The 23855-nt window shown below is 69.7% G+C and carries 21 protein-coding genes; 14 read left to right on the top strand and 7 right to left on the bottom strand.

Features of this window, described 5'->3' with window-relative positions:
* Positions 1 to 360: 360 nt before the first annotated feature.
* Entirely contained in the window at positions 361 to 1521 is a 1161-nt protein-coding gene (locus D452_RS0109390) for a Gfo/Idh/MocA family protein (RefSeq protein ID WP_026129133.1), read from the bottom strand.
* Between the two features lie 115 nt (positions 1522 to 1636).
* Here D452_RS0109390 and D452_RS0109385 point away from each other — a divergent pair, with 115 nt between their 5' ends.
* Entirely contained in the window at positions 1637 to 2866 is a 1230-nt protein-coding gene (locus D452_RS0109385) for an ROK family transcriptional regulator (protein ID WP_017543894.1), read from the top strand.
* A gap of 42 nt (positions 2867 to 2908) precedes the next feature.
* Here the strand turns inward: D452_RS0109385 and D452_RS0109380 are convergent, their stop codons facing one another.
* From D452_RS0109380 to D452_RS0109370, 4 genes are all read right to left on the bottom strand, one after another.
* Positions 2909 to 3727, bottom strand: coding sequence for a hypothetical protein (locus D452_RS0109380; protein WP_239646358.1), 819 nt, complete (start codon positions 3725 to 3727; stop codon positions 2909 to 2911).
* 83 nt (positions 3728 to 3810) lie between these two features.
* The gene (locus tag D452_RS29220; protein WP_017543892.1) at positions 3811 to 4368 is read right to left on the bottom strand and encodes a hypothetical protein; all 558 of its coding nucleotides are present in this window, start codon (positions 4366 to 4368) and stop codon (positions 3811 to 3813) included.
* Positions 4355 to 5275, bottom strand: coding sequence for a hypothetical protein (locus D452_RS30290; protein WP_152498549.1), 921 nt, complete (start codon positions 5273 to 5275; stop codon positions 4355 to 4357). Before D452_RS30290 ends, D452_RS29220 begins: the two co-directional genes overlap by 14 nt.
* Positions 5276 to 5444: 169 nt before the next feature.
* The gene (locus D452_RS0109370) at positions 5445 to 6077 is read right to left on the bottom strand and encodes a DUF6069 family protein (protein WP_017543891.1); all 633 of its coding nucleotides are present in this window, start codon (positions 6075 to 6077) and stop codon (positions 5445 to 5447) included.
* Between the two features lie 90 nt (positions 6078 to 6167).
* On the opposite strand from D452_RS0109370, the gene alr reads away from it, so the two are divergent.
* The 8 genes from alr (at position 6168) to D452_RS0109330 (ending at position 14154) form a co-directional block, all read left to right on the top strand.
* Positions 6168 to 7295 (top strand): alanine racemase, encoded by a 1128-nt coding sequence (gene alr / locus D452_RS0109365; protein WP_026129132.1) that lies wholly within the window; start codon positions 6168 to 6170, stop codon positions 7293 to 7295.
* Between the two features lie 111 nt (positions 7296 to 7406).
* On the top strand, positions 7407 to 7913 hold the full coding sequence (tsaE, locus tag D452_RS0109360) for a tRNA (adenosine(37)-N6)-threonylcarbamoyltransferase complex ATPase subunit type 1 TsaE (RefSeq protein WP_017543889.1): 507 nt from the start codon (positions 7407 to 7409) through the stop codon (positions 7911 to 7913).
* Positions 7914 to 7925: 12 nt separating this feature from the next.
* Positions 7926 to 8612 carry a tRNA (adenosine(37)-N6)-threonylcarbamoyltransferase complex dimerization subunit type 1 TsaB gene (gene tsaB / locus D452_RS0109355; protein ID WP_017543888.1) on the top strand — a complete coding sequence of 229 codons (687 nt, stop codon included), beginning with the start codon at positions 7926 to 7928 and terminating at the stop codon, positions 8610 to 8612.
* Positions 8613 to 8635: 23 nt separating this feature from the next.
* The gene (gene rimI / locus D452_RS0109350) at positions 8636 to 9073 is read left to right on the top strand and encodes a ribosomal protein S18-alanine N-acetyltransferase (protein WP_051061280.1); all 438 of its coding nucleotides are present in this window, start codon (positions 8636 to 8638) and stop codon (positions 9071 to 9073) included.
* Complete coding sequence (tsaD, locus tag D452_RS0109345) at positions 9066 to 10097, top strand: tRNA (adenosine(37)-N6)-threonylcarbamoyltransferase complex transferase subunit TsaD (RefSeq protein ID WP_026129131.1); 1032 nt, start codon at positions 9066 to 9068, stop codon at positions 10095 to 10097. Before rimI ends, tsaD begins: the two co-directional genes overlap by 8 nt.
* 129 nt (positions 10098 to 10226) lie before the next feature.
* Complete coding sequence (locus D452_RS0109340) at positions 10227 to 11183, top strand: zinc-binding dehydrogenase (RefSeq protein WP_017543885.1); 957 nt, start codon at positions 10227 to 10229, stop codon at positions 11181 to 11183.
* Positions 11184 to 11302: 119 nt separating this feature from the next.
* Positions 11303 to 11662: a hypothetical protein gene (locus D452_RS0109335; RefSeq protein ID WP_026129130.1), complete on the top strand. Its 360-nt coding sequence runs from the start codon at positions 11303 to 11305 to the stop codon at positions 11660 to 11662.
* 35 nt (positions 11663 to 11697) lie between these two features.
* Positions 11698 to 14154 (top strand): TPR repeat region-containing protein, encoded by a 2457-nt coding sequence (locus tag D452_RS0109330; protein WP_017543883.1) that lies wholly within the window; start codon positions 11698 to 11700, stop codon positions 14152 to 14154.
* 81 nt (positions 14155 to 14235) lie between these two features.
* Here the strand turns inward: D452_RS0109330 and D452_RS0109325 are convergent, their stop codons facing one another.
* Together D452_RS0109325 and D452_RS0109320 are read right to left on the bottom strand one after the other, a co-directional pair.
* On the bottom strand, positions 14236 to 16362 hold the full coding sequence (locus D452_RS0109325; RefSeq protein WP_017543882.1) for a coiled-coil domain-containing protein: 2127 nt from the start codon (positions 16360 to 16362) through the stop codon (positions 14236 to 14238).
* Between the two features lie 383 nt (positions 16363 to 16745).
* Positions 16746 to 18017 carry a class I SAM-dependent methyltransferase gene (locus D452_RS0109320; RefSeq protein WP_017543881.1) on the bottom strand — a complete coding sequence of 424 codons (1272 nt, stop codon included), beginning with the start codon at positions 18015 to 18017 and terminating at the stop codon, positions 16746 to 16748.
* A 227-nt stretch (positions 18018 to 18244) separates the two neighbouring features.
* Here D452_RS0109320 and groES point away from each other — a divergent pair, with 227 nt between their 5' ends.
* From groES to D452_RS0109295, 5 genes are all read left to right on the top strand, one after another.
* A complete protein-coding gene (groES, locus tag D452_RS0109315) occupies positions 18245 to 18553 on the top strand; it encodes a co-chaperone GroES (RefSeq protein WP_017543880.1) in 309 nt (102 codons plus the stop codon).
* Between the two features lie 103 nt (positions 18554 to 18656).
* On the top strand, positions 18657 to 20261 hold the full coding sequence (gene groL / locus D452_RS0109310; RefSeq protein WP_017543879.1) for a chaperonin GroEL: 1605 nt from the start codon (positions 18657 to 18659) through the stop codon (positions 20259 to 20261).
* 290 nt (positions 20262 to 20551) lie between these two features.
* The gene (locus D452_RS0109305) at positions 20552 to 21106 is read left to right on the top strand and encodes a sigma-70 family RNA polymerase sigma factor (protein WP_017543878.1); all 555 of its coding nucleotides are present in this window, start codon (positions 20552 to 20554) and stop codon (positions 21104 to 21106) included.
* 414 nt (positions 21107 to 21520) lie between these two features.
* Positions 21521 to 23011 carry an IMP dehydrogenase gene (gene guaB / locus D452_RS0109300; protein WP_017543877.1) on the top strand — a complete coding sequence of 497 codons (1491 nt, stop codon included), beginning with the start codon at positions 21521 to 21523 and terminating at the stop codon, positions 23009 to 23011.
* A 120-nt stretch (positions 23012 to 23131) separates the two neighbouring features.
* A partial coding sequence (locus D452_RS0109295) for a GuaB3 family IMP dehydrogenase-related protein (RefSeq protein WP_017543876.1) occupies positions 23132 to 23855 on the top strand: 724 nt, incomplete at its 3' end.

The raw sequence follows: 23855 nt of genomic DNA, 5'->3' as shown, positions 1-23855 counted from the left end.
ACGGCGGGGGCCGTGCGGCGGGTGCGAACCGTCGGGGAGTACCTGCTATCGCGTTCGGAAGCGGGGGGTGGCCGCCTCATCGGTGTGATCAGGTCACGGCGGCTCCTTTCGTCGGGGGCAGGGACGAGCGTGGGCAGGACGGACGGCTCGCCGCGTTCGCGTGCACGGCGGGAGGCGCCGCACGGACGCGACCGTGGCGATGTCTGCATTGTCCGTCGTGGCGGTCACGATGAACAGGGGCCCTGAGTGACCTGTTGAGGCCCCTGGGTTCACGTTCCGTAACAGTTCCAGGTGAACGGGGACGAGGGCGTGTCGGTCATTCGTACAAACCTGGACGAGGCCGACCCTTGGGGCGGCCATTCAGTGCCCCGTCCGGGACTCGACCGGGGGTACGTCGACCCAGCGGCGTTCCCGGGCGGACTCCAACACCGCCTCGGCGAGCACGGCGGCCCGAAGACCGTCCGCGAAGACGGGAAGACCCTCGGGTTCCCCGCCCGCCACGGCGGCGCCGGTGTCCTTGACCAGGGCGTTGAAGCAGTCCTGGTAGCCCTGGGGGTGGCCCACCGGAAGGGTGACCAGACGGGCGGCGTCCGGGCTGAGGCCGGGGTCGTCGCGGGAGACGATCCCGGTGCGGTCGCGCCCGCCCGCCCAGAGGGTCTCGGGCCGTTCCTGGTCGAAGCGGAGCGACCCCTCGGTGCCGGAGACCTCCAGCACGAGCTGGTTCTTGCGGCCGGGGGAGACCTGGCTGATCACGGCGTTGCCGACGGCTCCGCCCGCTGTGGAGAACTGGAAGGTCACCAGGTCCTCCGTGGTGACCGCGCGGCCTCCGCCCTCGCCCCGGTGATCGTTGAACCGGGAGGTCTGGGCGCTGACGGCGGTGATGCGGTCGCCGGTGACGAACTCCAGCATGTCGCACCAGTGGGAGCCGATGTCGCCGAAGGCCCGGGAGGGGCCGCCGATCTCCGGGTCCACGCGCCAGTTGTCCTCCTGGGGGTAGAGGAGCCAGTCCTGGAGGTAGCCGCCGTGGGCGAGGCCGACCCGGCCGACGGCGCCCGCGGCCACCTGGGCACGGGCCTCGCGGGCCATGGGGTGGAAGCGGTAGACGAAGGGGACGACGGCCACGCGGTCGGCCTCGTGCGCGGCTTGAGTGAGGCCGCGGGCCGTCTCGGCGTCGGTGGCCAGGGGCTTCTCGCAGACCACGTGTTTTCCGGCTGCGAGGGCCGCCTGGCTCAGGGGGGCGTGCAGGTGGTTGGGGGTGCACACGTGCACCACGTCGACGTCGGATCGGTGGATGAGTTCGAGGGCGTCGGCGTGGGCTCGGGGGAGGCCGTGCGCGGCGCGGAAGTCCTCGGCTTTGCCGGGGGAGGATCCGGCCACCCCGACGACCTCGCCGCCTGAGGCGCGGACGGCGTGGGTGTGGACGCGTCCCATGAAGCCGGTGCCGATCACCGCTGCTCGATAGGCCGAGGGGGCTGTCAGTCCGGGCGTTGGCGCATCACCCAGACCTGTGACTTTTTTCACTGACATGTCCGAGACGTTACGTCTGACTTATGTCGAAGGTCAAGCATAAGTTGCCGGTTGTGGACAAAATAGATGAATGACGGCCACTCAATAGATCCTGTGCTTCACTGGTCCCATGACGGAAGACGCGCTGACAGCCCCAGGGGGACCGGGGGCGACACCTCTGCGAGCCCCGGCCGCCACAGCCGCGCCCGGTGCCGGGACCCTGCTCCGGCTGCTGCGCGACGGCCGCCCACGCACCCGCTCCGAACTGGCCGCCGTCACCGGCCTGGCCCGTTCCACGGTCACCCAGCGCGTGGACGCGCTCCTGGCCAGCGGACTCATCGGCCCTGCCGGGGAGGCCGTCTCCACCGGAGGACGGCCGCCGACGACCTTCTCGTTCCGCCCCGACGCGCGCGTGGTCCTCGCCGCCGACCTGGGCGCCACCCACGCCCGGCTCGCCCTCACCGACATGTCGGGGACCGTGCTCGCCGAGGACCGCGCCGACATCGACATCGCGCTGGGCCCCGAACCCGTCCTGGACTGGGTGCTGGACCACGGTCTGTCCCTGCTGGAGTCAGCCGGACGGGCGACCGGGGACCTGCTCGGCGTCGGGGTGGGCCTGCCCGGCCCCGTGCAGCACTCCACGGGACGCGCGGTCAACCCGCCCATCATGCCCGGCTGGGACGGCTTCGACGTGTCCGGCCACGTGCGCGGCCGCATCGACCGGCCCGTGCTGGTGGACAACGACGTCAACATCATGGCCATCGGCGAGCACCACGTCGCCTGGCCCGGCGCCAGCCACCTGCTGTTCGTGAAGGTGGCCACGGGCATCGGCTGCGGGATCGTCAGCGAGGGCAGCGTCTACCGGGGCGCCCAGGGGGCGGCCGGGGACATGGGGCACATCCACGTGCCCAACGGCGCCGACCGGCCGTGCCGCTGCGGCAACACCGGCTGCCTGGAGGCGGTGGCCAGCGGACACGCGATCGCCGAGACCCTCACCGCGGAGGGGGTCCCCGCCTCGGGAGCCCGCGACGTGGTGGAGCTGTCCCGCAACGGGTCCGTCCCGGCGCTGCGCGCCCTGCGCCAGGCCGGTCGCGACGTCGGCGAGGTCCTGGCCGCCTCGGTCAACATGTTCAACCCGTCGGTGATCGTCATCGGCGGCGCGCTCGCCACGGCCGGGGACCACCTGCTCGCGGGGGTGCGCGAGGTCATCTACCAGCGGTCGCTGCCGCTGGCCACGGAGAACCTCAGCATCGCCTCGTCGAAGGCCGGTGAGAGCGCGGGCGTGATCGGCGCGGCGGTCATGGTCATCGAGCACTGCCTGAGCCCCGAACACGCGGAGTCCCTCGTCATGGGCGCCTGACCGGGAGCGGGCCCGTGGAGGGTCCCGCTCCCCGGCGGTGGATCAGGAACGGGCGAACGGAGCCCGCCACCACCAGTGCCCCTCCGGTACACCGGCCGGGACCGCCTCGGGAACGGCGCCCTCGGCCTGCGGCAGCCCCTCCTTCAGCTCCTCGTCGACGTCGTCGATGTCCTCCGACTTGACTACGGCGAACGTCACCGCGCCCAGGAAGCCCTCGAACAGGTTCTCCAGCATGGAGCGGTACAGGCAGGCCGCGTACCACTCGGGGCCGGAAGCCAGCTGCTCGGCGCGGGCAACCGTCCTGCGAATCTCCCCGCCCCGCACAGCGGCACGCTCCGCGACAAGGAGCCGCTGCTCCTGCGTGCCGACGAGGTCGGCCGAACCGATCCGGGCTCCCCATAGCAGCAGCAAGGACTGGTCCAGGGGCACCTCCGGGTCAGCGAGGCCGACCCGGGCCTGTTCCAGCAGCTCCTCCGGCCTACCGGAGAAGGCGTGCACGGGGCGTTGCGGGAGCGCGGGCCAGCCGTGCTCGGCCAGGTAGGCCGTGCCGTCGCCCATGATCCGCACGCGGGTCACCAGCGTGACCGTTGCCAAAGGGGTCAGCTGCGCCTGGCGTTCGAAGAGCAGGTTCAGAGTCCCGTCGGTCACCCCTTCGGACTTGGCTCTTCCCTTGCGCACGGTCTCGGAAGCTGAGGTGTGGTAAGCGGGGATCGGGTTCCCGCGTTCTGCCGGAGGGAGTTCCTCCAGACGTCGCATGACGTGGGTCGCGGCGTCGATGGGGGATTCGAAACCGAGCACGTCGGCGGACTCGCGCAGAGCGCCCACCACGGCCTTGGGCCCGGCGCTTGGATTGACTCGCACGCCGCCCCGCCCGAGGGCGTTCACCACGGCTAGGTCTCGCTGAAGCCGGTTCTCCACTGGGGAGCGGTGATTGTCGGGGTTGGTCATCGGGTTTCCCAGTCCTCGGCGTAGTAGTCGTGGAGCTTCTCGTCGATTTCCTGCTGACTCATGTCAAGGCGAGTGGGAGCCCGCCACCACCAGTGGGACTCGGGCACCCAGGACGGAATGTCCTCCGAAGGGATGGGCGGGATCTCGTTGGCGTCATTGACGTACAGTTCGTCAATTTGTGCCAGTGTGCCCACGTCAGCTGGATGCACAAGTTCAGCGAACGGAACGAATTCTTCGACGAGAACCTGTATATGGCTCCGGTAGTAGCAGGAGCGCTCGAAGCCGTCCTGCATGCTTCGCAGTGCGAGCATCTCACACTTGCCGACGTAGGACATGAAGCCCTGCCGATTTCTCGTCGACCGAACGAGATCGGACACCTTTTCCGCAAACCCTGGAGTCCACTGTCGATCATCGATCCGGTTATATGCCCACTGAGTGACAAGTCGATCCAAGGCCTCATCGAAGATCTGCGCGATTACGGTTCCGTTGGTTTGTGCGGAGGTGCTTTCGAGGAGGCGTACAATCACGGCCTCTTCTTGGTTAACCTCGTTCATGATCGTTGCTCCTGTCTGATTTCTGTCTCATGTGAGTGGGAGCGACGGCACCTGTTTGAGGGCGGACAAAAATCCTCGCGCGAAGTATGGATGTCTCTGGTCTATCATCTTTGGATTCTCTGTTGCGCGCATCGGGCTTCTTCGGCGGACCATTTTTATTGCGGGCCAGAGGGCGGTCCATGGTCAGGCCGGCTGCTCTGCCCTCGTCTAGTCTGTCGAAGCTACTGACTTCGCCTTCTCGAATCGTCGTCGCCAGGCTCTTGAGGTAGGCAGCGACGGGGTGTCCCTTCTGTTCCTCCTTGGGTAGTTCGAGGAAGTGTTTTCTGGCATGGTAGGCAGTTGAGGTATCGTGGCCCATTCCGATTTCTTCGGCCTGGCTGCGAATAGAGGCCACAACATCTTCGTCGCTGGCTTCGAGGTCGATCTCGACTTTTTTGTTCGTCCGCTCGCTTTGAATTATTTCAGTATCTGCGTCGAGAATCCCCTGAACGTCGGTGGTGGCCAGTCTTCTGTGGGTTAGGGCGTACTTCTCTGTATTTGACAGGTCGTTTCTGTTGTCAAAGACATCCTTTCTTTGTTCGTCGTAGAGGGCCTTGTAATATTCGTATCTGTATGCGAGCTCCTGGAGGCTGGAGCCTCCCTTGTAAGCGAAGCGAAGACTTTCGAGGACAGCTGGGCGGACGGCGTCGGCTTCCTTCGACTCACGCCCCATGGTGGGATATTTGTTTTGTACCGCTTTGGCCAGGCGTTGCCAGCCTGGTCCGGTCCGGTCCTCGCCGTTCCGAAGCTTCTCGATCCCACGGTCGCTCATACCGGCCCAACGGAGCGTGTCCTCCAGTTGGGTGGCCTTTTCTTCCTTTACGCTCTGTTGTGCTTGGGAGTCGGGACTCTGTGGGGGTTGGTTCATGGGGGTGGGCTCTCCTGTCGGGGGCGGAGGGCTGCTTCTTTCAGGGGGCTGAACGGTTCGACGCGGGGGCGCGTCGGCTGGTTCGACGAGGCTGCGCACTGCGCATCCTGGCACGCGAAGGGGGCGGGGCCCTCTTGGGCCCCCGCCCCCGGCGGTGTCGCGTTCTCGGTCAGTCGTCGCGCGTGCCGTGACGGGCGCGGTCCTCCTCCGCCCGCTGGGCCTCCGCGCGGCCGCGAGCGGCGTCGTAGTCGGCGTCCTCCTCCATCGCGCGGTAGCGCGTGGGGTCGTACTCCCGCTGTCCGACGTCGGGCAGGACGCCCTCGTGCCTCAGGGCCGGGCCCCCGTCACTCCTGGCCTGCCGGGGAACCCGGCTGACGACCGCGGTCCGCCCGACACCGCGCAGCAGTGAGGCGATGGCGATACCGCAGACCAGGTTGATCAGACCCGTGGCGATCTGGCTGGAGATCTCGGCGCCCTGTGTGAAGGGCGTGACGGCCGCGATGGCCGTGGCCAGACCGACGATCCAGCCGAAGAACGAGAGCGCCCGGGGTGCGGACAGCAGCAGCAGGTGCAGCAGCGCGGTCGCCAGCAGGGCGACCACCCCCGCCAGGAGCGCGTAACCGACCGTCCCGGCGTCCCCGAGGTGTCCGGCCTCCTCCGGTGCGAGCACCGGAATGCCGAAGATCCCGCGAACCACCAGGGTGCCCGCGAAGATGACCAGTGCGGCGACCACCGCGGTGGCCAGTCCGCCGGACCAGAGCCGGGTCACGTTGACGGCTCGTTCACTTCCGATTTCGTTCATACCGATATCCCCAAAATAGGGCTCGAACTCGGTCGTAGGCCACATACCCGCAGCTCCGCAGCGGTAACCCACGCGTGGAACACTGTGGTCATGGCTCCTTTCGCGCACGCTCGCGTCGATCTCGACGCGATCACCTCCAACGCCCGGCTGCTCCGTGAATCGGCCGGGGGGACGCCCCTCATGGGGGTGGTCAAGGCCGACGGCTACGGCCACGGGATCCTTCCGGCCGCGCGTGCGCTGATCGCGGGCGGTGCCTCCTGGTTGGGGACCGCGCTCATCAAGGAGGGGCTGGAGCTGCGTGGGGCGGGCATCACGGTGCCGGTGATGTCCTGGATCATCCCCCCGGGGGAGCCCGTCGGTGAGGCGATCGAGGCCGACATCGACCTCGGGATCAGCGACCGCGCCGTCCTGGACACCGTGGTCTCCGAGGCCCGCCGCCTGGGCCGGGTCGCGCGGGTCCAGCTCAAGGCGGACACCGGCCTGAACCGGGGCGGTGTGACCCGGCGCGAGTGGGCGTCCGTGGTCGAGGCGGCCGCGCGCGCGGAGGAGGAGGGCGCCGTCCGGGTCACCGGTGTGTGGTCGCACTTCGCCTGCGCGGACGAGCCCGGCCACCCGTCGATCCAGGCACAGCTGGACGTTTTCCACGAGGCCCTCATGGTGGCGGACAAGGCGGGGCTGACCCCGGAGGTTCGGCACATCTCCAATTCGGCCGCGCTGCTGACCCTGCCCGAGGCGAGGTTCGATCTCGTCCGGGCCGGAATCGCGAGTTATGGTCTCAGCCCGATTCCGGGTTTTGGTGTGCCCGGATTGCGTCCCGCGATGACCTTCGAGTCGAGCATCGCGCTCACCAAGCGCGTCCCCGCAGGCAGCGGGGTCTCCTACGGGCACCGTTACGTCACCAAGGACGAGACCACCCTGGCCCTGGTGCCGCTCGGCTACGCGGACGGCGTGCCCCGCGCGGCCACCAACCGGGGCCCCCTCCTCGTGGGCGGCGCCCGCCGCACCATCGCGGGAACAGTCTGCATGGACCAGTTCGTTGTGGATATGGGGGACGACCCGGTGAAGGCGGGCGACCTCGCGGTACTGTTCGGCGACCCGAGCGCGGATCGGGCGGTGCCCACCGCGCAGGACTGGGCCGACGTCCTGGACACCATCCCGTACGAGATCATCACGCGGATCGGCGCCAGGGTGCCCCGCGAGTACGTGGGCGGGGCCTGACGCACTCCCCGATATCGGTCACGAACCTTCCCCACCCGGCCTAACCTGGGTGAAGAGGGACCTTCGGCGCGCTCCGACGCTGACCACCACACGGACCAACCTGTGAGAGCGATGACAGACACCACAGCCACCACCGCGTCCCACGTCCACGCGGTCACCGCCGCGACGGACGAGGACATGCGCGTTCTGGGCCGTGACCTCGCCGCCCTCTCCCGCCCCGGGGACCTGCTGATCCTCTCCGGGCCGCTGGGAGCGGGCAAGACCACCCTCACGCAGGGGCTCGGACAGGGCCTTGGCGTGCGAGGGTCGGTCACCTCGCCCACCTTCGTCATCTCCAGAATCCACCCGTCCCTGGTCGGCGGTCCCGCCCTCGTGCACGTGGACGCCTACCGGCTCGGCGGCCCCGACGAGGTCGACGACATCGACCTGGACATGACCCTCCCCGAGTCGGTCACCGTCGTCGAGTGGGGTGAGGGCGTGGCCGAGGGACTGGCCGACGACCGCTTGGAGATCCGGATCGAACGCCACCCCGACGACACCCGCACCGTCCACCTGCGCCCCATCGGCGCCCGGTGGACCGACATCGACCTCCCCGGCACCGCCGCCGGGAACGGATAGGGCGGAACACCCGTGCTTCTCCTGGCCTTCGACACCGCCACCCCGGCGGTCACCGCCGCCATCGGGGAGACCACCCCCGACGGCTCCTTCCTGCTGCGCGCCAGCGCCAGCTCGGTGGACGCCCGCCGCCACGGCGAACTCCTCGCGCCCACCGTCCAGGACCTGCTCACCGAGGCCGGTCTGGTGCTGGGCGACCTCGACCACATCGCGGTCGGCATGGGCCCCGGCCCCTACACCGGTCTCCGGGTCGGTCTGGCCACCGCGTACGCCCTGGCCGACGCGCTGGACGTCCCCTGCCACGGGGTGACCACGCTGGACGCCCTGGCCTTCGCCACCCGGCGCACCGGGCCGTTCCTGGGCATGACCGACGCCCGCCGCAAGGAGGTGTTCTGGGCGCGTTACGACGACCACCTCACGCGGGTGGGGGAGGTCCACGTCGACCGGCCCGCCGAGATCGACACCGAGGGCCTGCCGCTGGTCGGCGACGGCGCCCGGATGTACGCCGAGGTGCTGGGCGCCGACCCCGAGGACACCGCCGCCCTGGAACCGCTCCACCCGGACGCCGCCGCGATGGCCGAACTCGCCCTGCTGCGCCTGCACCGAGGTGAGAAGCTGCCCGAGCCCACCCCGCTCTACCTGCGCCGTCCCGACGCGGTCGAGCCCGGCGCCCCGAAGAAGGTCCGCCAGTGGGTGAGGTGACCGCGCCGGTGGGACTGCGCCGGATGACCGCCGCCGACGTCCCTGCCGTCCTGGAACTGGAACGCGCCCTGTTCCCGCTCGACGCGTGGAGCGAGGGCATGTTCCGCGACGAGCTGGGCGAGGCGTCCACCCGCCACTACGTGGTGGCCGAGGCCGAGTCCGGGATCGTCGGCTACGCCGGGCTGCGGTTCGTCCCGCCCGAGGGGGACGTCCAGACCATGGCCGTCGCGGAGGACGCGTGGGGCAGGGGGATCGGTCGGGCCCTGCTCACCGAACTCCTCGACCAGGCCGCCGCCCGGGGCGTCACCCACATGTTCCTGGAGGTGCGCTCGGACAACCCGCGCGCCCAGGACCTCTACACACGTTTCGGCTTCCAGGCGATCGGCGTGCGCCGGGGCTACTACAAGGGGGCGGACGCCATCGTCATGCGCCGCGTCGCGGAGAAGGGGAGCCATGAGTGAGCCGTTGATCCTGGGGATCGAGTCGTCCTGCGACGAGACCGGCGTGGCGCTGGTCCGGGGCTGCGAGCTGCTGGGCGAGTCGGTCGCCTCCAGCGTCGACCAGCACGTGCGGTTCGGCGGCGTGGTGCCCGAGGTGGCCAGCCGCGCCCACCTGGAGGCCATGACCCCGACCGTGCGCCGCGCCCTGGACTCCGCCGGTGTGAAGCTCTCCGACGTGGACGCCGTCGCGGTGACCGCCGGGCCCGGCCTGGCCGGTGCACTCCTGGTGGGGGTGTCCGCCGCCAAGGCCTACGCGATGGCGCTCGGCAAGCCGCTGTACGGGGTCAACCACCTGGTCGGCCACGTCGCCGTGGACCAGCTGGACCACGGACCCCTGCCCAAGCCGTCGATCGCCCTCCTGGTCTCCGGCGGCCACACGTCGCTGCTCCTGGTCAACGACCTCGCCACCGACGTGGTCTCGCTCGGCGACACCGTCGACGACGCCGCAGGGGAGGCCTACGACAAGGTCGCCCGTCTGCTGGAGCTGCCCTACCCCGGCGGCCCGCCCATCGACCAGGCCGCCCAGCGGGGCAACCCGAAGGCGATGCGCTTCCCGCGCGGCAAGTGGGGCGACGGGACGTACGACTTCTCCTTCTCCGGGTTGAAGACCGCCGTGGCCCGCCACGTCGAGGACGCCGACCGCCGGGGCGACCCGCTGGTCGTCGCCGACATCGCCGCCGCCTTCCAGGAGTCGGTGGTGGACGTGCTCACCCGCAAGGCCGTCGACGCCTGCGTCGAGCACGGCGTCAGCACCCTGGTGATCAGCGGAGGCGTGGCGGCCAACTCGGCGCTGCGCGCCCTGGCCGGACAGCGCTGCCAGGAGGCCGGGATCGAACTCCGCGTCCCGCGCCCCCGCCTGTGCACGGACAACGGAGCGATGATCGCGGCCCTGGGCGCCGAGGTGGTGGCGGCTGGCCTTCAGCCGTCGACCCTGGACCTGGCCACCGACACCTCCCTGCCGGTGGAGTCCTCAATGGCCCTGTAGCGACCTTTCCGAGCCCCTCCGAGCCCCGCCGAACCACCGGTCCGGCGGGGCTCGGACGTCTCCTGGCGTGCTCTGGTCCGCCGCACCCGGCAGGGAGGACCGCCCGGGGCCTGTGGTTGGGTGCGGGGTATGTTCGCGATCACGGCAGCACGCATCTCGTTCGACGACCCCCTGTCCGGGCTGGAGGCGGGTGAGCGGCCCGACCCCGAGCCCCGAGAGGGGTGGACCACCGTCCGGGTCAGGGCGGCCGCGCTCAACCACCACGACCTCTGGAGCCTGCGCGGGGTCGCGCTGCGCGAGGAACACCTCCCGATGGTCCTCGGCGGCGACGCCGCGGGCATCGATGAGGACGGCAACGAGGTCATCGTGCACGGGGTGGTCGCCGAACCGCCCGAGCCGGGCCGCTCCCCGCGCTTCTCCCTGCTCTCGGAGATCCACGACGGAACCCTCGCGGAGAAGGTGCTCGTCCCCCGGGAGAACCTGGTCCCCAAGCCCCCGGAGCTGTCCTTCGAGGAAGCCGCCTGCCTGCCCACCGCCTGGCTGACCGCCTACAGCATGCTCTTCGGCAAGGCCGACCTGCGGCCCGGCTCCACGGTCCTCGTGCAGGGCGCCGGGGGAGGGGTCTCCGCCGCCCTCGTCGCGATGGCCGCGCAGGTCGGGCACCGCGTGTACGTCACGAGCAGGAGCGAGCACAAGCGCGCCCGCGCCCTCGAACTGGGCGCGCACACGGCGCTGCCCTCAGGAGAACGGCTTCCGGAGAAGGTGGACGTGGTATTCGACTCCGTCGGCCAGGCCACCTGGAAGCACTCGATCCACTCGCTCAAGCCCGGTGGCGCCGTCGTCACCTGCGGCGCGACCAGCGGCGACGCCCCCTCCGCCGAGCTCACCCGGGTCTTCTTCCTCCAGCTTCGGGTGCTCGGCTCCACGATGGGCACCAAGGAGGAGCTGGTCGGCCTCACGGAGATGTGCGTGCGCACCGGGCTACGCCCCGTGATCGACCGGGTACTGCCGCTCAAGGACGCCCCGGAGGCCTTCCGGGCGCTGGCGGCAGGAGAGCAGTTCGGCAAGATCGTCCTCGTTCCCTAGCCGGTTCGGGACCGGAAGGCCCTGAACCATCGGGGCCTTCCGAGCGTCTACTGACTGACTGGGGAGTGCCACGGTCAGCCGGGAACGGTTCCCGGCGCGTGATGGAGGGGCGTGAGCACATGTCGGGCGAAGTGGCGGCCAACACCGGGGACGCCGACAGCGGGGGCGAGCAGTCGCAGAACGCCGCCTCCTACCTGCGGGAACTACCACGCGACTTCCAGGACGCCGTCGACGAGGCCAAGCGCCTGCTCAACCACGACCCGACGATCGGCGGCTGGGGCGGCTTCGGCGAGGAGCACGGCACCCACATGGAGCAGGTCCAGACGCACGCCGCGACGCTCGCGACGAACATCCGCGGCGGTGCCAGCCGGGTCAGCAGCACGGACCAGTCGGCCGAGGACGACTTCACGGGGGGCAGGGCGCAGGCTCCCATCGACGGATTCCAGCACCTCAACCCCAACATCCAGGTGAACCGGTAGACGGTCCGGTCCAGGAAGATTCGGGAGTCACAGACGTGTCTCTACTGAACTACACCGAGTGTGAGTTCGACACGGGGCAGATCGAGAAGGCCCGGGACGAGTTCGAGTCACTGCACGCCAAGATCGCGGGGAGGTCCGAGTCGTACAAGTCGATCACCTCCCCTGTGGGTGATGAGTTCAGCGACCTCATCGGTGACGGGCTGAGGCAGCTCGCGACCGCGAACCAGTCGGCCTGGGGCAGTGCGCTCCTGGCCTGTCTCCACGGCTACGGCGTCCTCGACAAGACCCTCACGGACACCAAGTGGTACAACGACGAGATCGACCGGATCCAGGCGCGGCTGGCCAGTGCTCTCAACGCCATTCCCGTCACGGACCAGGACAACTTCACCCGGGTCCGGGCCACGCGTGAGCCCTTCGACCGGGAGGCCGCCGCCCTGTGGCCCAAGTTCGTGGAGCGGTGCGACGCGACCGAGGAGATCCTCAAGGACGGTCCCACCCCCAGGCGTATCCGTGAGCTGGCCGAGGGCGGGTACTTCGGCCTCAACGAGCAGGCCGGGTACAAGAGCACCGGCAAACTGGACTTCTACGCCATCGAGAAGGACTTCAACGCCGACCTGACCATCGAGCACCTGTACCAGGCGGTGGTCAACGGACGTGAGGGCAGCATCCAGATGCTGGAGTCCGACCCGAGGACCCTGGCGCTCCTGGACAACATGTTCCACAGGGCGGAGGAGGCCCGCCGGGACGGCGTCCCGCTGAGCGACCGCGAGCTCGCCTACCTGGAGGAGATCTACCGGGTCCTCGGCTATGGAGATGACGGCGGGGGCGACGGGTTCCTCAGGTTCGCCGACCAGGTCCAGAACAGCGACCACATCAGCGACGGCCTGCGCCGGGACATCCAGCGCGGGTTGGCCAACGGCATGCTCGTCCTGTCCGACGAGCAGGTCGGCGGTGGCATGTCCAAGCTCCCCGAGGACGTCCGCGAGGCAGCGAACGGCCCCGAGATGATGCCCGTCTCCGAGTTGACCGACGACAACACCGACGAGTACATGGACGCCTACCGGGAGTGGGGCGGCGATTTCTCGACCCTGGCCGACTTCCTCGACCACTCCGGTCCCGGCGTGCGGGGCGGCACCGAGTTCTCGACCACGCTCCTGGGCACGACAGTAAAGAACGTCCAGCTCGCCCAGTTGTACGGGCGGGAGCCCGAGATCGAGGACTACCAGACCATCGTCGACGTGGCCACACGCAACGACGAGGCCAACAACATCATCCTCACTGGCAAGGACTTCGACGGCAGGACCTACGAGCACCACGAGAACCACGGCGGCCTCACCCCGGAGCACGCGCTGAAGGTCCTCTACACGGTCGACTGGGAGGACGACGGCCAAGCGGTGCGAGGCCTCACCGACTGGATCGCGCACGACGCGGACTCCAGTGACGCGGAGGCACGCGACAGGGCCGGGAACGCGGCCGAGGCGCTCATCAGGATCCTGACGCAGGCGGACGAGGACGGCAAGGTGGACCCTGACGCGGAGAACCCGTTCCTGGACACCCCGGTCGGCGACAAGGGCTACGACATCTCCATCGCGGAGATCAATCCCGACGTCCTCAAGGGCCTCGCCTCCGTCTATGGCGCCTACCTCGACGACATCTCCATCGACACGAGCGAGTTCGGCTACAAGAAGGTGGGCGGAACACGGGACGACCTGCACCTCTTCCACGAGAGCGGGGACACGGCGCTGCACCTGCCCCAGGGAACGCACCAGAAGTTCCTCCAGCTCCTGCTCTCGAACGAGGAGTACTCCGCGCCGATCGTCGGCATGGTCGAGACCCAGGAACGCCGCATCCTGGACACCTATCTGGACCACACGCAGCTGGGGCACCAGGTGGCTGGTACCGCCACCGCCGACCTGCGGACGGCCATGTCCAACGCGCTCATCACGGAGTACACGGACCGGTACGACGACGTCGAGGAGGCCCGTACGAAGGCCGACCAGATGGTGCAGACCGGCTACAACATCCTGATCGCCAGCACCGTGCAGGCCACGGGGGCCAAGGCGACCCCCGCTGGCATCGCCCTGGAGACCTTCCTCCGTGTCATGGAGCAGCCCACCAAGGACTACTTCAGTGAGCGGAACAAGGAGAACATCGACTTCACGTACATCGAGGACATGAACGACCACCTGCTCGGCAATCCCGCGAACATCCGCAACCACGCCAACCTCCAGATCCTCGAGGGCATGGTCGATCGGGGCATGGTCGACATGGACACGCTGGAGCAGGAGGGGTTGCTGGTCGATGACGGTGACGGCGGCAAGCGGCTGCCCATCGCCGTGGCGGAGTGGACGAGCGGCACATCCGGCTACACGTCCGCCGTGGAGAGGATCGTCCAGGACACGGACCCGGAGTTCGGCAGGCTCGCCACGGACTACATCACGAGCTTCCAGGAGAAGTACGAGGAGAAGCTCTCCGAGAAGTGGGAGGAGTAGTGGCCGCTGGTTCCTCCTGAGAACGTCGAGGGGGCCCGGGGCGATCAGCGCCCCGGGCCCCTCGTTCACACTGACGGGTGGTTACTCGTCGTCGTCCTCGTCGCGGCGGCGCTTCTTCTTGCCGTCGCGGCCCGGGCGCAGCAGCGCCTCGGCCAGGGCGAGCACGGTCTCCTCCAGCGAGGAGAACCGCTTGGTGATGTCGTCGTGCGAGTTCTCGACCGCCTCGGTGACGGTCTCCTCCAGCTCGTGGCGGTCCGGGCGCTGCTTGAGCTCGCGGATGACCGGGTCCACCGCCGTGGTGACGTGCGAGTCGATCTCGTCGAGCCTGCCGGAGTGGTCCAGCAGCGGACGGTCCACCAGCTCGGTGAGGCGGCGGTGCAGCTCACTGACCTCCAGGGTCTGCGGCAGCTGGTTGAGGCGCTGGTTGAGCGCCTCCAGGCGGTCGTCGATGGCCTCCATGCGGCCGTCGACGCCCTCGAAGTGACCGCTGACGCCCTCGAACTGGCCCTCGACCCCGTTGACCCGGCCGTCGATCCCGTCCAGGCGGCCGTTGAGGCCGTCGAGCCGTCCGTCGACCCGGTCGATCTTGCCCTCGACGCCCTCGAAGCTGCCCTCGAAGTGGCCCTCGAAGGTGTCGAAGCGGTCGGTGAGACGGCCCAGCTCGTGGTCGACCTTGCCGGTGATCTGCGACAGGTGGTTGTCCACCTTGCCGTTGAGCCCCTCGCGGTGACGGTCCAGCCGCTCGTCGAGCGCGGTCCGGTGGGCGTCGGCCTGGTCGGTCAGCGCCTCGGTGAGCGTCTGGTGCCGGTCCTCGGCCTCCGAGGCCAGCTTGGCGTTGTCCTCCTGGACGAACGTGCGCAGCTCGGCGAGGTCCGCGGCGACCTTGGTGGCGTCCTCGGCGATCCGGGCGGCGAGGGAGTCGGTGCGCTTGGCCAGCGACTCGCGCAGTCCTTCGGCGGTGCTCTCGGCGTGCTCGCGGGTCTCCGTGCGACCCAGTTCGATCTGCTCGTCGAGCTCCGCCAGGCGCTGGCGCATGTGCGAACGCAGGTCGTTCAGGGACTTCTCGTGGTTCTCCCGCAGCTTGGCGAGCGAACCGGTGACGTCGGCGACGGCCGCGGTGGCCTCGGCGTGGTTCTCCTCGGCCTGGGTGTTGAGGTGCCCCACGCTCTCGGTGACCTTGCCGGTGAGCTCCTCAAGGCGCTTGAGCGACGCGGCGGCGTTGTCCTTGAGCTCCTGGGTGAGGGTGTCGTGGCGCTCGCCGGAGGCCGTGGCCAGGGCGCCCAGCTCCTCGGCGAGGGCGGTGGTGCGCTCGCCCAGTTCGCCGGTGTTCTCCTGGAGCTTGGAGAGCAGCGTCTCGTGCTGTTCGGCGGTGCGCTCCTCGACGAAGCCGCGCAGTTCGGCCGTGCGCTCCTCCAGGGAGGAGGTGAGGCCGGTGGTGACGCGCTCGCCGAGCTCGGTGGTGGCGGTCTCCAGGGCCTCGCGGTTCTCCTGACCGGCCGTTTCGAGGGCCTCGCGGCTCTCCTTCACGGCGGTCTCGATGGTCGCGCGGCTCTCGGTGACGGCCTCGGCCAGCTCGTCCCTGCTCTCGGCCAGGGTGGTGCGGACGGTGGCGGTCAGTTCCTCGTGGCGCTCGCCCAGGGTGGTGTCCAGGGCCGCCAGTGAGGCCTCGATAGCGTCCGCGCGGGTGCCGAGGTCGGCCAGGGCCTTGTCGAGGGAGTCCAGACGGGTGCCGACGGTCTCGCCCAGCTCGGTGACGCGCTCGCTGACCTCGGTGACCTGCTCGGCGGTCCGCGTGCCGGTCTCGGCCATGCGCTGGAGGCGGGTGAGCGCGGTGTCCAGGTGTCCGGCCACGCGCTGGGTGTCGGCCCGCAGGGACGACATCTCCGACAGCGGCTTGACCTGTCGGCCGACCACCTCTATGTGCTCGGCGAGGGCCTCGGCCCACTCCGGGGGACGGGCCAGGAAGTCGTCGATCCGACCGTCGACGGAGGTGATCGCCTCGGCGAGCGAGATGAGTTCCCGCTCGCGCAGCTCGCGGAGCAGCCACTCCATGCCCTCGAGGCGCTGGCGCATCTCCTCGCTGACCGCGCCCTGGGACTTCTGCTCGGAGACGTGCTCCTGGGCGGCCTGGGAGAGCAGGTCACGCATCCGGTCGGAGACTCCGGCCTGACCTCCCCCATTGAGGAAGTTGTGATTGGTCTGTTCCACCGAGGTGCTCCTTATGGTTCTGGCGCTCCCGTCCGCTTCGCCGCACGGTGGTCGCACGGACGGGTTCTCGATGGTCCCCGGGCGGACGTTGCTCCGCGCCAGTTGAGCCCCAACGTGATTGAAGTGTGACTGTGTGTATACACGGGGGGCGTGGGCCGAGTGCCGACCGAACCGCTGAGCGGATCAAACAGGCACGGCCTTCCGGGAGAACCCATGAGAAGGGAAGTGAATCTGCGGCGCCAGTTTAACGACTTCGCCCCGCGCGACCCCAGGGGTCCGCGAAAGATATGGGTGTGGGAGATAACGATATGGTCTGCGCGGCCTGTTCCGAATGTGGCGCGGGCCGCATCGGGGGGCCGGTGCGGCGGTGGTTTCCGCAGGCCCTACGCCGCCCCGGTTTCACGGCATAGCAGGTAGAACGGTTTCTCGCCGATTCTCGTCAGCACCACCGTCACGGATTCCGGCCCGGAGGCGCGAAGGTCGCGCCGGAGTTTCTCGGTGTCCACCGCCGAACCGCGTTTCTTGATCGTTACCGTTCCGGCCTTGTGCGCACGCACCGACGAGCGCAGCCGTTTCAGTGAGAACGGTGAGAACTCCAGCACCTCGAGCACCCGCCACAGCGGTGAGCGCTCGGCCCGGTCCGAGGTGAAGTACGCGATCCGCTCGTCCAGCAGCGCGCCGTCCACCCGGGCCGCCGCCTCCGCCACCAGGTGGGAGCGGACCACGGCCGGGTCCGGGTCGTAGAGGTAGCGCCGCGCGGGGGCGACCGGCGCGGGCCCCGGGGCCGGCTCCTCGTCCAGGTGCGCCACAGCGCCCTCGCTCGCCAGCAGGCCCTCGCGCTCGTGCAGCACCGTCGCGCGCCGCCGCGGCCCACCGGGACCGAAGCCCAGGCCGCCGAACCACAGCGCGGTCTCCTTCAGTTCGCCGTCCACCGAGATCCACTCGGCCGAGGCGGCGGGGGAGAGGGCCTCGTGCGGGATGCCCGGGGCGGCCTTCAGGCAGGCGGCTTCCGCACCCTCGGCCAGTCGGGTGGCCACGTCCCACGGCGGTGAGTACGCGGACGGGTCGAACACCCGCCCCCTGCCGCCGCGCCGGGCCGGGTCGCAGAACAACAGGGGGTGGTCGCCCACTCCGACCGCGTTCACGTCACCCTCCCGGACCCGGGCGTACTCCGTGAGCCCCATCGCCTCGATGTTGGCGCGGGCCACCGCCACGGTCAGGGGGTCGGCGTCCACACCCTCCACCGGCACGCCGTGCGCGGCCAGGGCCAGCAGGTCCGCGCCGATCCCGCAGCACAGGTCACCCGCGACGGCGTCCCCGCCCACCGAGGAGGGCAGGTGTCGGGCGGTGCGCTCGGCCCGGTACTCGGCCACGGTCCGGCGCGTGGACTGCTCCAGGCCGTTCGGGGTGAAGAACATTCGCCCGGCGTTCTCCCCGAATTTGGCCCTGCCGCGCTCCCGCAGGCTTACCTGGGTCATCACGGCGTTGACCAGCTCGGACACCGGGAGGTCCGGGTCGAGCGCGGCCACCCTGGGATCGGTGCGCAGCTTGGAGGCGGTGGCGAGGGGGTCCCTGGCCGCCGCCGCGGGGTCGACCCCGCCGAGGACCTCCCGACCCGCGTCGGTGAGCAGCGCCGAGAACGCGGGCACGTGCATGGAACCTCCTGCTGTGGGCACGACGGTGTGGCGGGTCCGCCCTTCGGCCCGAGTCCCCCGCCACATTTCCATTCTGGCACTCTCGGGGGTAGAGTGCTAAACGCGACGAGGCCGGTCTGGCACCCGCGACGACAGGCCGCCGCGGTCGCCCCTTTTACGTGGTTGGTCCGTGCTCACGCATGGGCCGACGTCAGATACACCGAGACTTTGAAGGGGGAGGTCACACCGTGTCGACCGCCACCAAGACCGTGCTGAAGCCGCTCGAGGACCGCGTCGTGGTCAGGACCCTGGAGGCTGAGCAGACCACCGCCTCCGGTCTGGTCATCCCGGACACCGCCAAGGAGAAGCCCCAGGAGGGCGAGATCCTGGCCGTGGGTCCCGGTCGCCTCGACGACAACGGCAAGCGTGTCGCCCTCGACGTGAACGTCGGCGACGTCGTCCTCTACAGCAAGTACGGCGGCACCGAGGTCAAGTACGACGGCCAGGAGTACCTGGTTCTCTCCGCCCGCGACCTCCTCGCGGTCGTCGAGAAGTAGCTCTCGGCGCAGAGCCTTCGAACATCCCGCACCGGTCGGCCTCCAAGCCGGGCGGGGCGGGATGTTCTTTTTCGACCCGAACCGTTAGAGGAAGTAGTCACACATGCCGAAGATCCTGGAGTTCGAGGACGACGCCCGCCGCGCCCTCGAGCGGGGCGTCGACCGCCTCGCCAACGCCGTCAAGGTGACGCTCGGCCCGCGCGGCCGCAACGTCGTCATCGACAAGAAGTTCGGTGCCCCCACCATCACGAACGACGGCGTGACCGTCGCCCGTGAGATCGAGCTGGACGAGCCCTACGAGAACCTGGGCGCCCAGCTGGTCAAGGAGGTCGCCACCAAGACCAACGACGCCGCCGGTGACGGCACCACCACCGCCACCGTGCTCGCGCAGGCGCTGGTCCGCGAGGGCCTGCGCAGCGTCGCCGCCGGCGCCTCCCCGATGTCCCTCAAGAAGGGCATCGACGCCGCGGCCGCCCGGGTCTCCGAGATCCTGCTCGAGCGCGCCGTGCCGATCAAGGAGCGCGCCGACATCGCCTACGTGGCGACCAACTCCGCGCAGGACGCCCAGATCGGCGACCTCATCGCCGAGGCCTTCGACAAGGTCGGCAAGGACGGCGTCATCACGGTGGAGGAGTCCCCGACCTTCGGTCTGGAGCTCGACTTCACCGAGGGCCTCCAGTTCGACAAGGGCTACATCTCGCCCTACTTCGTCACCGACGGTGACCGTCAGGAGGCCGTCCTCGAGGACGCGCAGATCCTGATCAGCCAGGGCAAGATCGGCAACCTGAACGAACTGCTGCCGCTGCTCGAGCAGGTCGTGCAGAGCAAGAAGCCGCTCCTGATCATCGCCGAGGACGTCGAGGGCGACGCCCTGGGCGCCCTGGTGCTCAACCGCATGCGCGGCACCCTCAACGTGGCCGCGGTCAAGGCGCCCGGCTTCGGCGAGCGCCGCAAGGCCATGCTCCAGGACATCGCCGTGCTCACCGGCGGCCAGGTCATCTCCGAGGAGGTCGGCCTGTCCCTGGAGAACGCGGACCTGTCCGTGCTGGGCTCGGCCCGCCGCATCACCATCACCAAGGACACCACCACCGTCGTCGACGGCGGCGGCCAGCAGTCCGAGGTGGAGGACCGCGTTCGCCAGATCCGCAAGGAGATCGAGGCGAGCGACTCCGACTGGGACCGCGAGAAGCTCCAGGAGCGCCTGGCCAAGCTCGCGGGCGGCGTGTCCGTGCTGAGCGTCGGCGCGGCCACCGAGGTCGAGCTCAAGGAGAAGAAGCACCGCCTCGAGGACGCCATCTCGGCGACCCGCGCGGCCATCGAGGAGGGCATCGTCGCTGGTGGCGGCGCCTCCCTGGTGCACGCCTCCACGGCTCTGGACGACCTCGGCCTGACCGGCGACGAGGCCACGGGTGCGGCGATCGTCCGTCGCGCGCTGGTCGAGCCCGCCCGGTGGATCGCGGAGAACGCGGGCGCCGAGGGCTACGTGGTCACCCACCGCGTCTCCGAGATGGAGGTCGGTCACGGCTACAACGCCGCCACCGGCACCTACGGCGACCTGACCGCCGAGGGCATCCTCGACCCGGTCAAGGTCTCCCGCTCGGCCGTCCAGAACGCCGCGTCCATCGCGGGCATGCTGCTGACCACCGAGGTGCTGGTCGCGGACAAGCCCGAGGAGGACGAGGGCGACGGTCACGGCCACGCCCACTAGGACGTTGGTCGGTGTCCGGTAGGACCCGGTCCGGGGGTGGGGCGCTCCGTCGCCCCACCCCCGTCCACTACCACGAGAGAGCCGATTCACACTCGCTACTACGTACCGTTTTCGGGCTATTTTCCCAAAATGTAACCATTCTGTAGTTGCTGATTGGAGTGGTTGGGTCCCCAACTGCGGGCATCATTCCTAACGTGACGGATGCAGGCGCCCGAACGGGCGTTACCGCGCAGCGGCCAGGTACGCCCCCAGGGCACGACGAGGCGGACCCCGCTCCGCGCGACACGGGGTTGAACCGTCTGGGCACACTCGCCGTTCAGGGGGACGACGGGGCCCTGGACTCACTCCTGCGCGAGGTCAGACCCATGGTGGTCCGGTACTGCCGGACCCGCCTGGCCCGGGTGTCGGGGCTGGCTCACTACTCGGACGACGTGGCGCAGGAAGTGTGCATCGCGCTGCTCACGGCCATCCCGCGCTACCAGGACCGGGGGAGGCCCTTCGCCTCCTTCGTGTTCGGCATCGCCGCGCACAAGGTCGCGGACACCCTCCGCGTGGCCGGCCGGGTGGAGACGGTCCCCACCGACACCGTGCCCGAACAGCCGGACGACGACCCCGGACCCGAGGAGTCGGCGGTACGCGTGTCCGAGGCCCAGCGGGCCAGGGCGCTCCTCGACGAACTGCCCGAACAGCAGCGGACGCTGCTGGTCATGCGGGTGATCACAGGACTTACAGCAGACGAGACGGGACATCTCCTTGGCATGTCGGCAGGTGCGGTACGGGTTGCCCAGCACCGAGCTATTGCTCGGCTTCGGAAGGTGGCCCTGGCGAACCGCGTCCTCCCCTGAACACCGTCGCTCCGCCCGGCCGGGGCGGCGCCGGTGCCCCTCGCGCCTCCGTCAGCGCGGTTACTGCCGTTACCCGCGCTGAGCCGGGCCCGGTTCTCGACGACGCGCGGAAGCAGCGCCCGCCCGCTGGAGGACACCCGGCTCAGCAGGTCTGCTCCCCGCGACGCCGGGACGGCCCTCGCGAGGGTGCGGCCACCGTCCCCGCCCTCACCCGCTCCCCAGTGTCGCGGGGCCGGGAGGAATGACCCGGCGTGGCCGACTTGCTGTCATGGGTGAGGGCGGTGGCCGTTTCGTGACCGAGGTGACCGGGCGAACATCGCATTCCACCTGGCCGGTGTCGGACGACGACCTAGGATGAGACGACACGCGGGGGCGATCCGCGCAGTTGTTGCCGGGAACAGCGGAGGTTGTGTCATGAGCCAGGACTACAGCGACTACGGGACCAAACTGCTCCCGCCGGGGCTGACCTACGACGACGTCCTGCTGGTACCGGCCTACTCGGACCTCCAGCCGGGTGACGTGGACACCACCACCAAGCTCTCCCGCAACATCAGCCTCAGCATCCCGCTGCTCTCCGCGGCGATGGACACCGTCACCGAGGCCCGCATGGCCGTGGCGATGGCCCGCCAGGGCGGCGCCGGTGTACTGCACCGCAACCTCTCCGCCGAGGACCAGGCCGCCCAGATCGACCTCGTGAAGCGCTCCGAGGCGGGCATGGTCACCGACCCGGTCACCTGTCACCCGGAGGACGACCTCGCCGAGGTCGAGCGCCTGTGCGCCCACTACCGCATCTCCGGTGTCCCGGTCACCGACGCCCAGGGCTCCCTGGTCGGCATCGTCACCAACCGCGACATGCGCTTCGAGAACGACCGCTCCCGGCTGGTCCGCGACGTCATGACCACGGAGAACCTGGTCACCGCCCCCGTCGGCGTCAGCCGCGAACAGGCCTTCGAGCTGCTCCGCAAGCACAAGGTCGAGAAGCTGCCCCTGGTCGACGGCCAGAACCGCCTGCGCGGGCTCATCACCGTCAAGGACTTCATCAAGAGCGAGCAGTTCCCCGACGCCACCAAGGACTCCAACGGGCGTCTCGTGGTCGGCGGCGCCGTCGGCGTGGGCACCGAGGCGGAAGAGCGCGCCAAGCTGCTCATCGACGCCGGGGTCGACTTCATCGTGGTCGACACCGCGCACGGCCACTCCTCCGGGCTCGCCGACATGGTCGCCAAGCTCAAGGCCAACTCCCGCGCGGACATCGTCGCGGGCAACGTCGCCACCCGCGCGGGGGCCCAGCTGCTCATCGACGCCGGTGCGGACGCCGTCAAGGTCGGCGTGGGACCGGGCTCCATCTGCACCACCCGCGTCGTCGCCGGTGTGGGCGCCCCGCAGCTCACCGCCATCCTTGAGGCTGGCCTGGCCTGCGGCCCCGCCGGAGTCCCGCTGATCGCGGACGGCGGCCTCCAGTACTCGGGCGAGATCGCCAAGGCGATCGTCGCCGGTGCCAGCACCGTCATGCTCGGCAGCCTCCTCGCCGGTGTCGAGGAGAGCCCGGGCGAGCTCATCTTCATCAACGGCAAGCAGTTCAAGGCCTACCGGGGCATGGGTTCCCTGGGCGCCATGCGCGGCCGCTCCTTCTCCAAGGACCGCTACGCGCAGGCCGACGTCTCCTCCGAGGACAAGCTGGTCCCCGAGGGCATCGAGGGCCAGGTGCCGTTCCGCGGCCCGCTGTCCGCCGTGGCCCACCAGCTGGTCGGGGGTCTGCACCAGTCCATGTGGTACGCGGGCAGCCGCACCGTGCCGGAGCTGCGCGAGCGCGGCCAGCTCATGCGCATCACCAGCGCCGGGCTGCGCGAGAGCCACCCGCACGACATCAAGATGACCGTGGAAGCGCCGAACTACAACGCGCGCTAACCAGCACGGGGACGGTGCCGGAGCCGCGCCGACCACGGCCGGATAGACTCGCGTCCGCGGTCACGCGACGGTCGACCGACCGGCGCCGCACGTCAGAGGGGAATCGAACAGTTGGCTCAGGTGGAGATCGGGCTGGGCAAGAACGGGCGTCGCGCCTACGAGCTCGATGAGATCGGGATCGTGCCCGCACGACGGACCCGCGACCCGGAGGAGGTGTCGATCGCCTGGCAGATCGACGCCTACCGGTTCGAGACGCCCCTGGTCGTCAGCCCCATGGACAGTGTGGCCTCGCCCAGGACCGTCGTGGCCGTGGGTGAGCAGGGCGGCCTCGGCGTCCTGGACCTCGAGGGTCTGTGGACCCGTTACGAGGACCCGGAGCCCCTGCTCCGGGAGATCCGCGAGCTCGACGACGTCGCCGCGACCAAGCGTCTCCAGGAGATCTACGCGGCACCGATCCAGGAGGAGCTGATCGGCCGCCGGATCGAGGAGATCCGCGACGCCGGTCTGGTGACGGCCGCCCGGCTGTCGCCGCAGCGCACCGCCCAGTACCACAAGGCCGTCGTGGACGCCGGGGTCGACATCTTCGTGATCCGCGGCACCACGGTCTCGGCCGAGCACGTCTCGGGCCGCGCCGAACCGCTCAACCTCAAGCAGTTCATCTACGACCTCGACGTGCCCGTCGTGGTCGGCGGCTGCGCCACCTACACCGCCGCCCTGCACCTGATGCGCACCGGTGCGGCCGGTGTGCTGGTCGGGTTCGGCGGCGGCTCCGGCCACACCACCCGTTCGGTGCTGGGTGTGGCCGTCCCGATGGCCAGCGCCATCGGCGACGTCGCCGCCGCCC

The organism is Nocardiopsis prasina DSM 43845 (assembly GCF_000341265.1).
GTDB classification, from domain to species: Bacteria; Actinomycetota; Actinomycetes; order Streptosporangiales; family Streptosporangiaceae; genus Nocardiopsis; species Nocardiopsis prasina.
The sequence above is the reverse complement of the archived record's forward strand: the minus strand, read 5'-3'. Positions and strand labels throughout refer to the sequence as shown.

Bases quoted from the DNA above. Each gene is read 5' to 3' on its own strand.
- D452_RS0109385 (WP_017543894.1), top strand. From the start codon at position 1,637: ATGACGGAAGACGCGCTGACAGCCCCAGGGGGACCGGGGGCGACACCT.
- D452_RS29220 (WP_017543892.1), bottom strand. From the start codon at position 4,368: ATGAACGAGGTTAACCAAGAAGAGGCCGTGATTGTACGCCTCCTCGAA.
- D452_RS30290 (WP_152498549.1), bottom strand. From the start codon at position 5,275: ATGAACCAACCCCCACAGAGTCCCGACTCCCAAGCACAACAGAGCGTA.
- D452_RS0109370 (WP_017543891.1), bottom strand. From the start codon at position 6,077: ATGAACGAAATCGGAAGTGAACGAGCCGTCAACGTGACCCGGCTCTGG.
- alr (WP_026129132.1), top strand. From the start codon at position 6,168: ATGGCTCCTTTCGCGCACGCTCGCGTCGATCTCGACGCGATCACCTCC.
- tsaE (WP_017543889.1), top strand. From the start codon at position 7,407: ATGACAGACACCACAGCCACCACCGCGTCCCACGTCCACGCGGTCACC.
- rimI (WP_051061280.1), top strand. From the start codon at position 8,636: ATGACCGCCGCCGACGTCCCTGCCGTCCTGGAACTGGAACGCGCCCTG.
- tsaD (WP_026129131.1), top strand. From the start codon at position 9,066: ATGAGTGAGCCGTTGATCCTGGGGATCGAGTCGTCCTGCGACGAGACC.
- D452_RS0109340 (WP_017543885.1), top strand. From the start codon at position 10,227: ATGTTCGCGATCACGGCAGCACGCATCTCGTTCGACGACCCCCTGTCC.
- D452_RS0109335 (WP_026129130.1), top strand. From the start codon at position 11,303: ATGTCGGGCGAAGTGGCGGCCAACACCGGGGACGCCGACAGCGGGGGC.
- D452_RS0109320 (WP_017543881.1), bottom strand. From the start codon at position 18,017: ATGCACGTGCCCGCGTTCTCGGCGCTGCTCACCGACGCGGGTCGGGAG.
- groL (WP_017543879.1), top strand. From the start codon at position 18,657: ATGCCGAAGATCCTGGAGTTCGAGGACGACGCCCGCCGCGCCCTCGAG.
- guaB (WP_017543877.1), top strand. From the start codon at position 21,521: ATGAGCCAGGACTACAGCGACTACGGGACCAAACTGCTCCCGCCGGGG.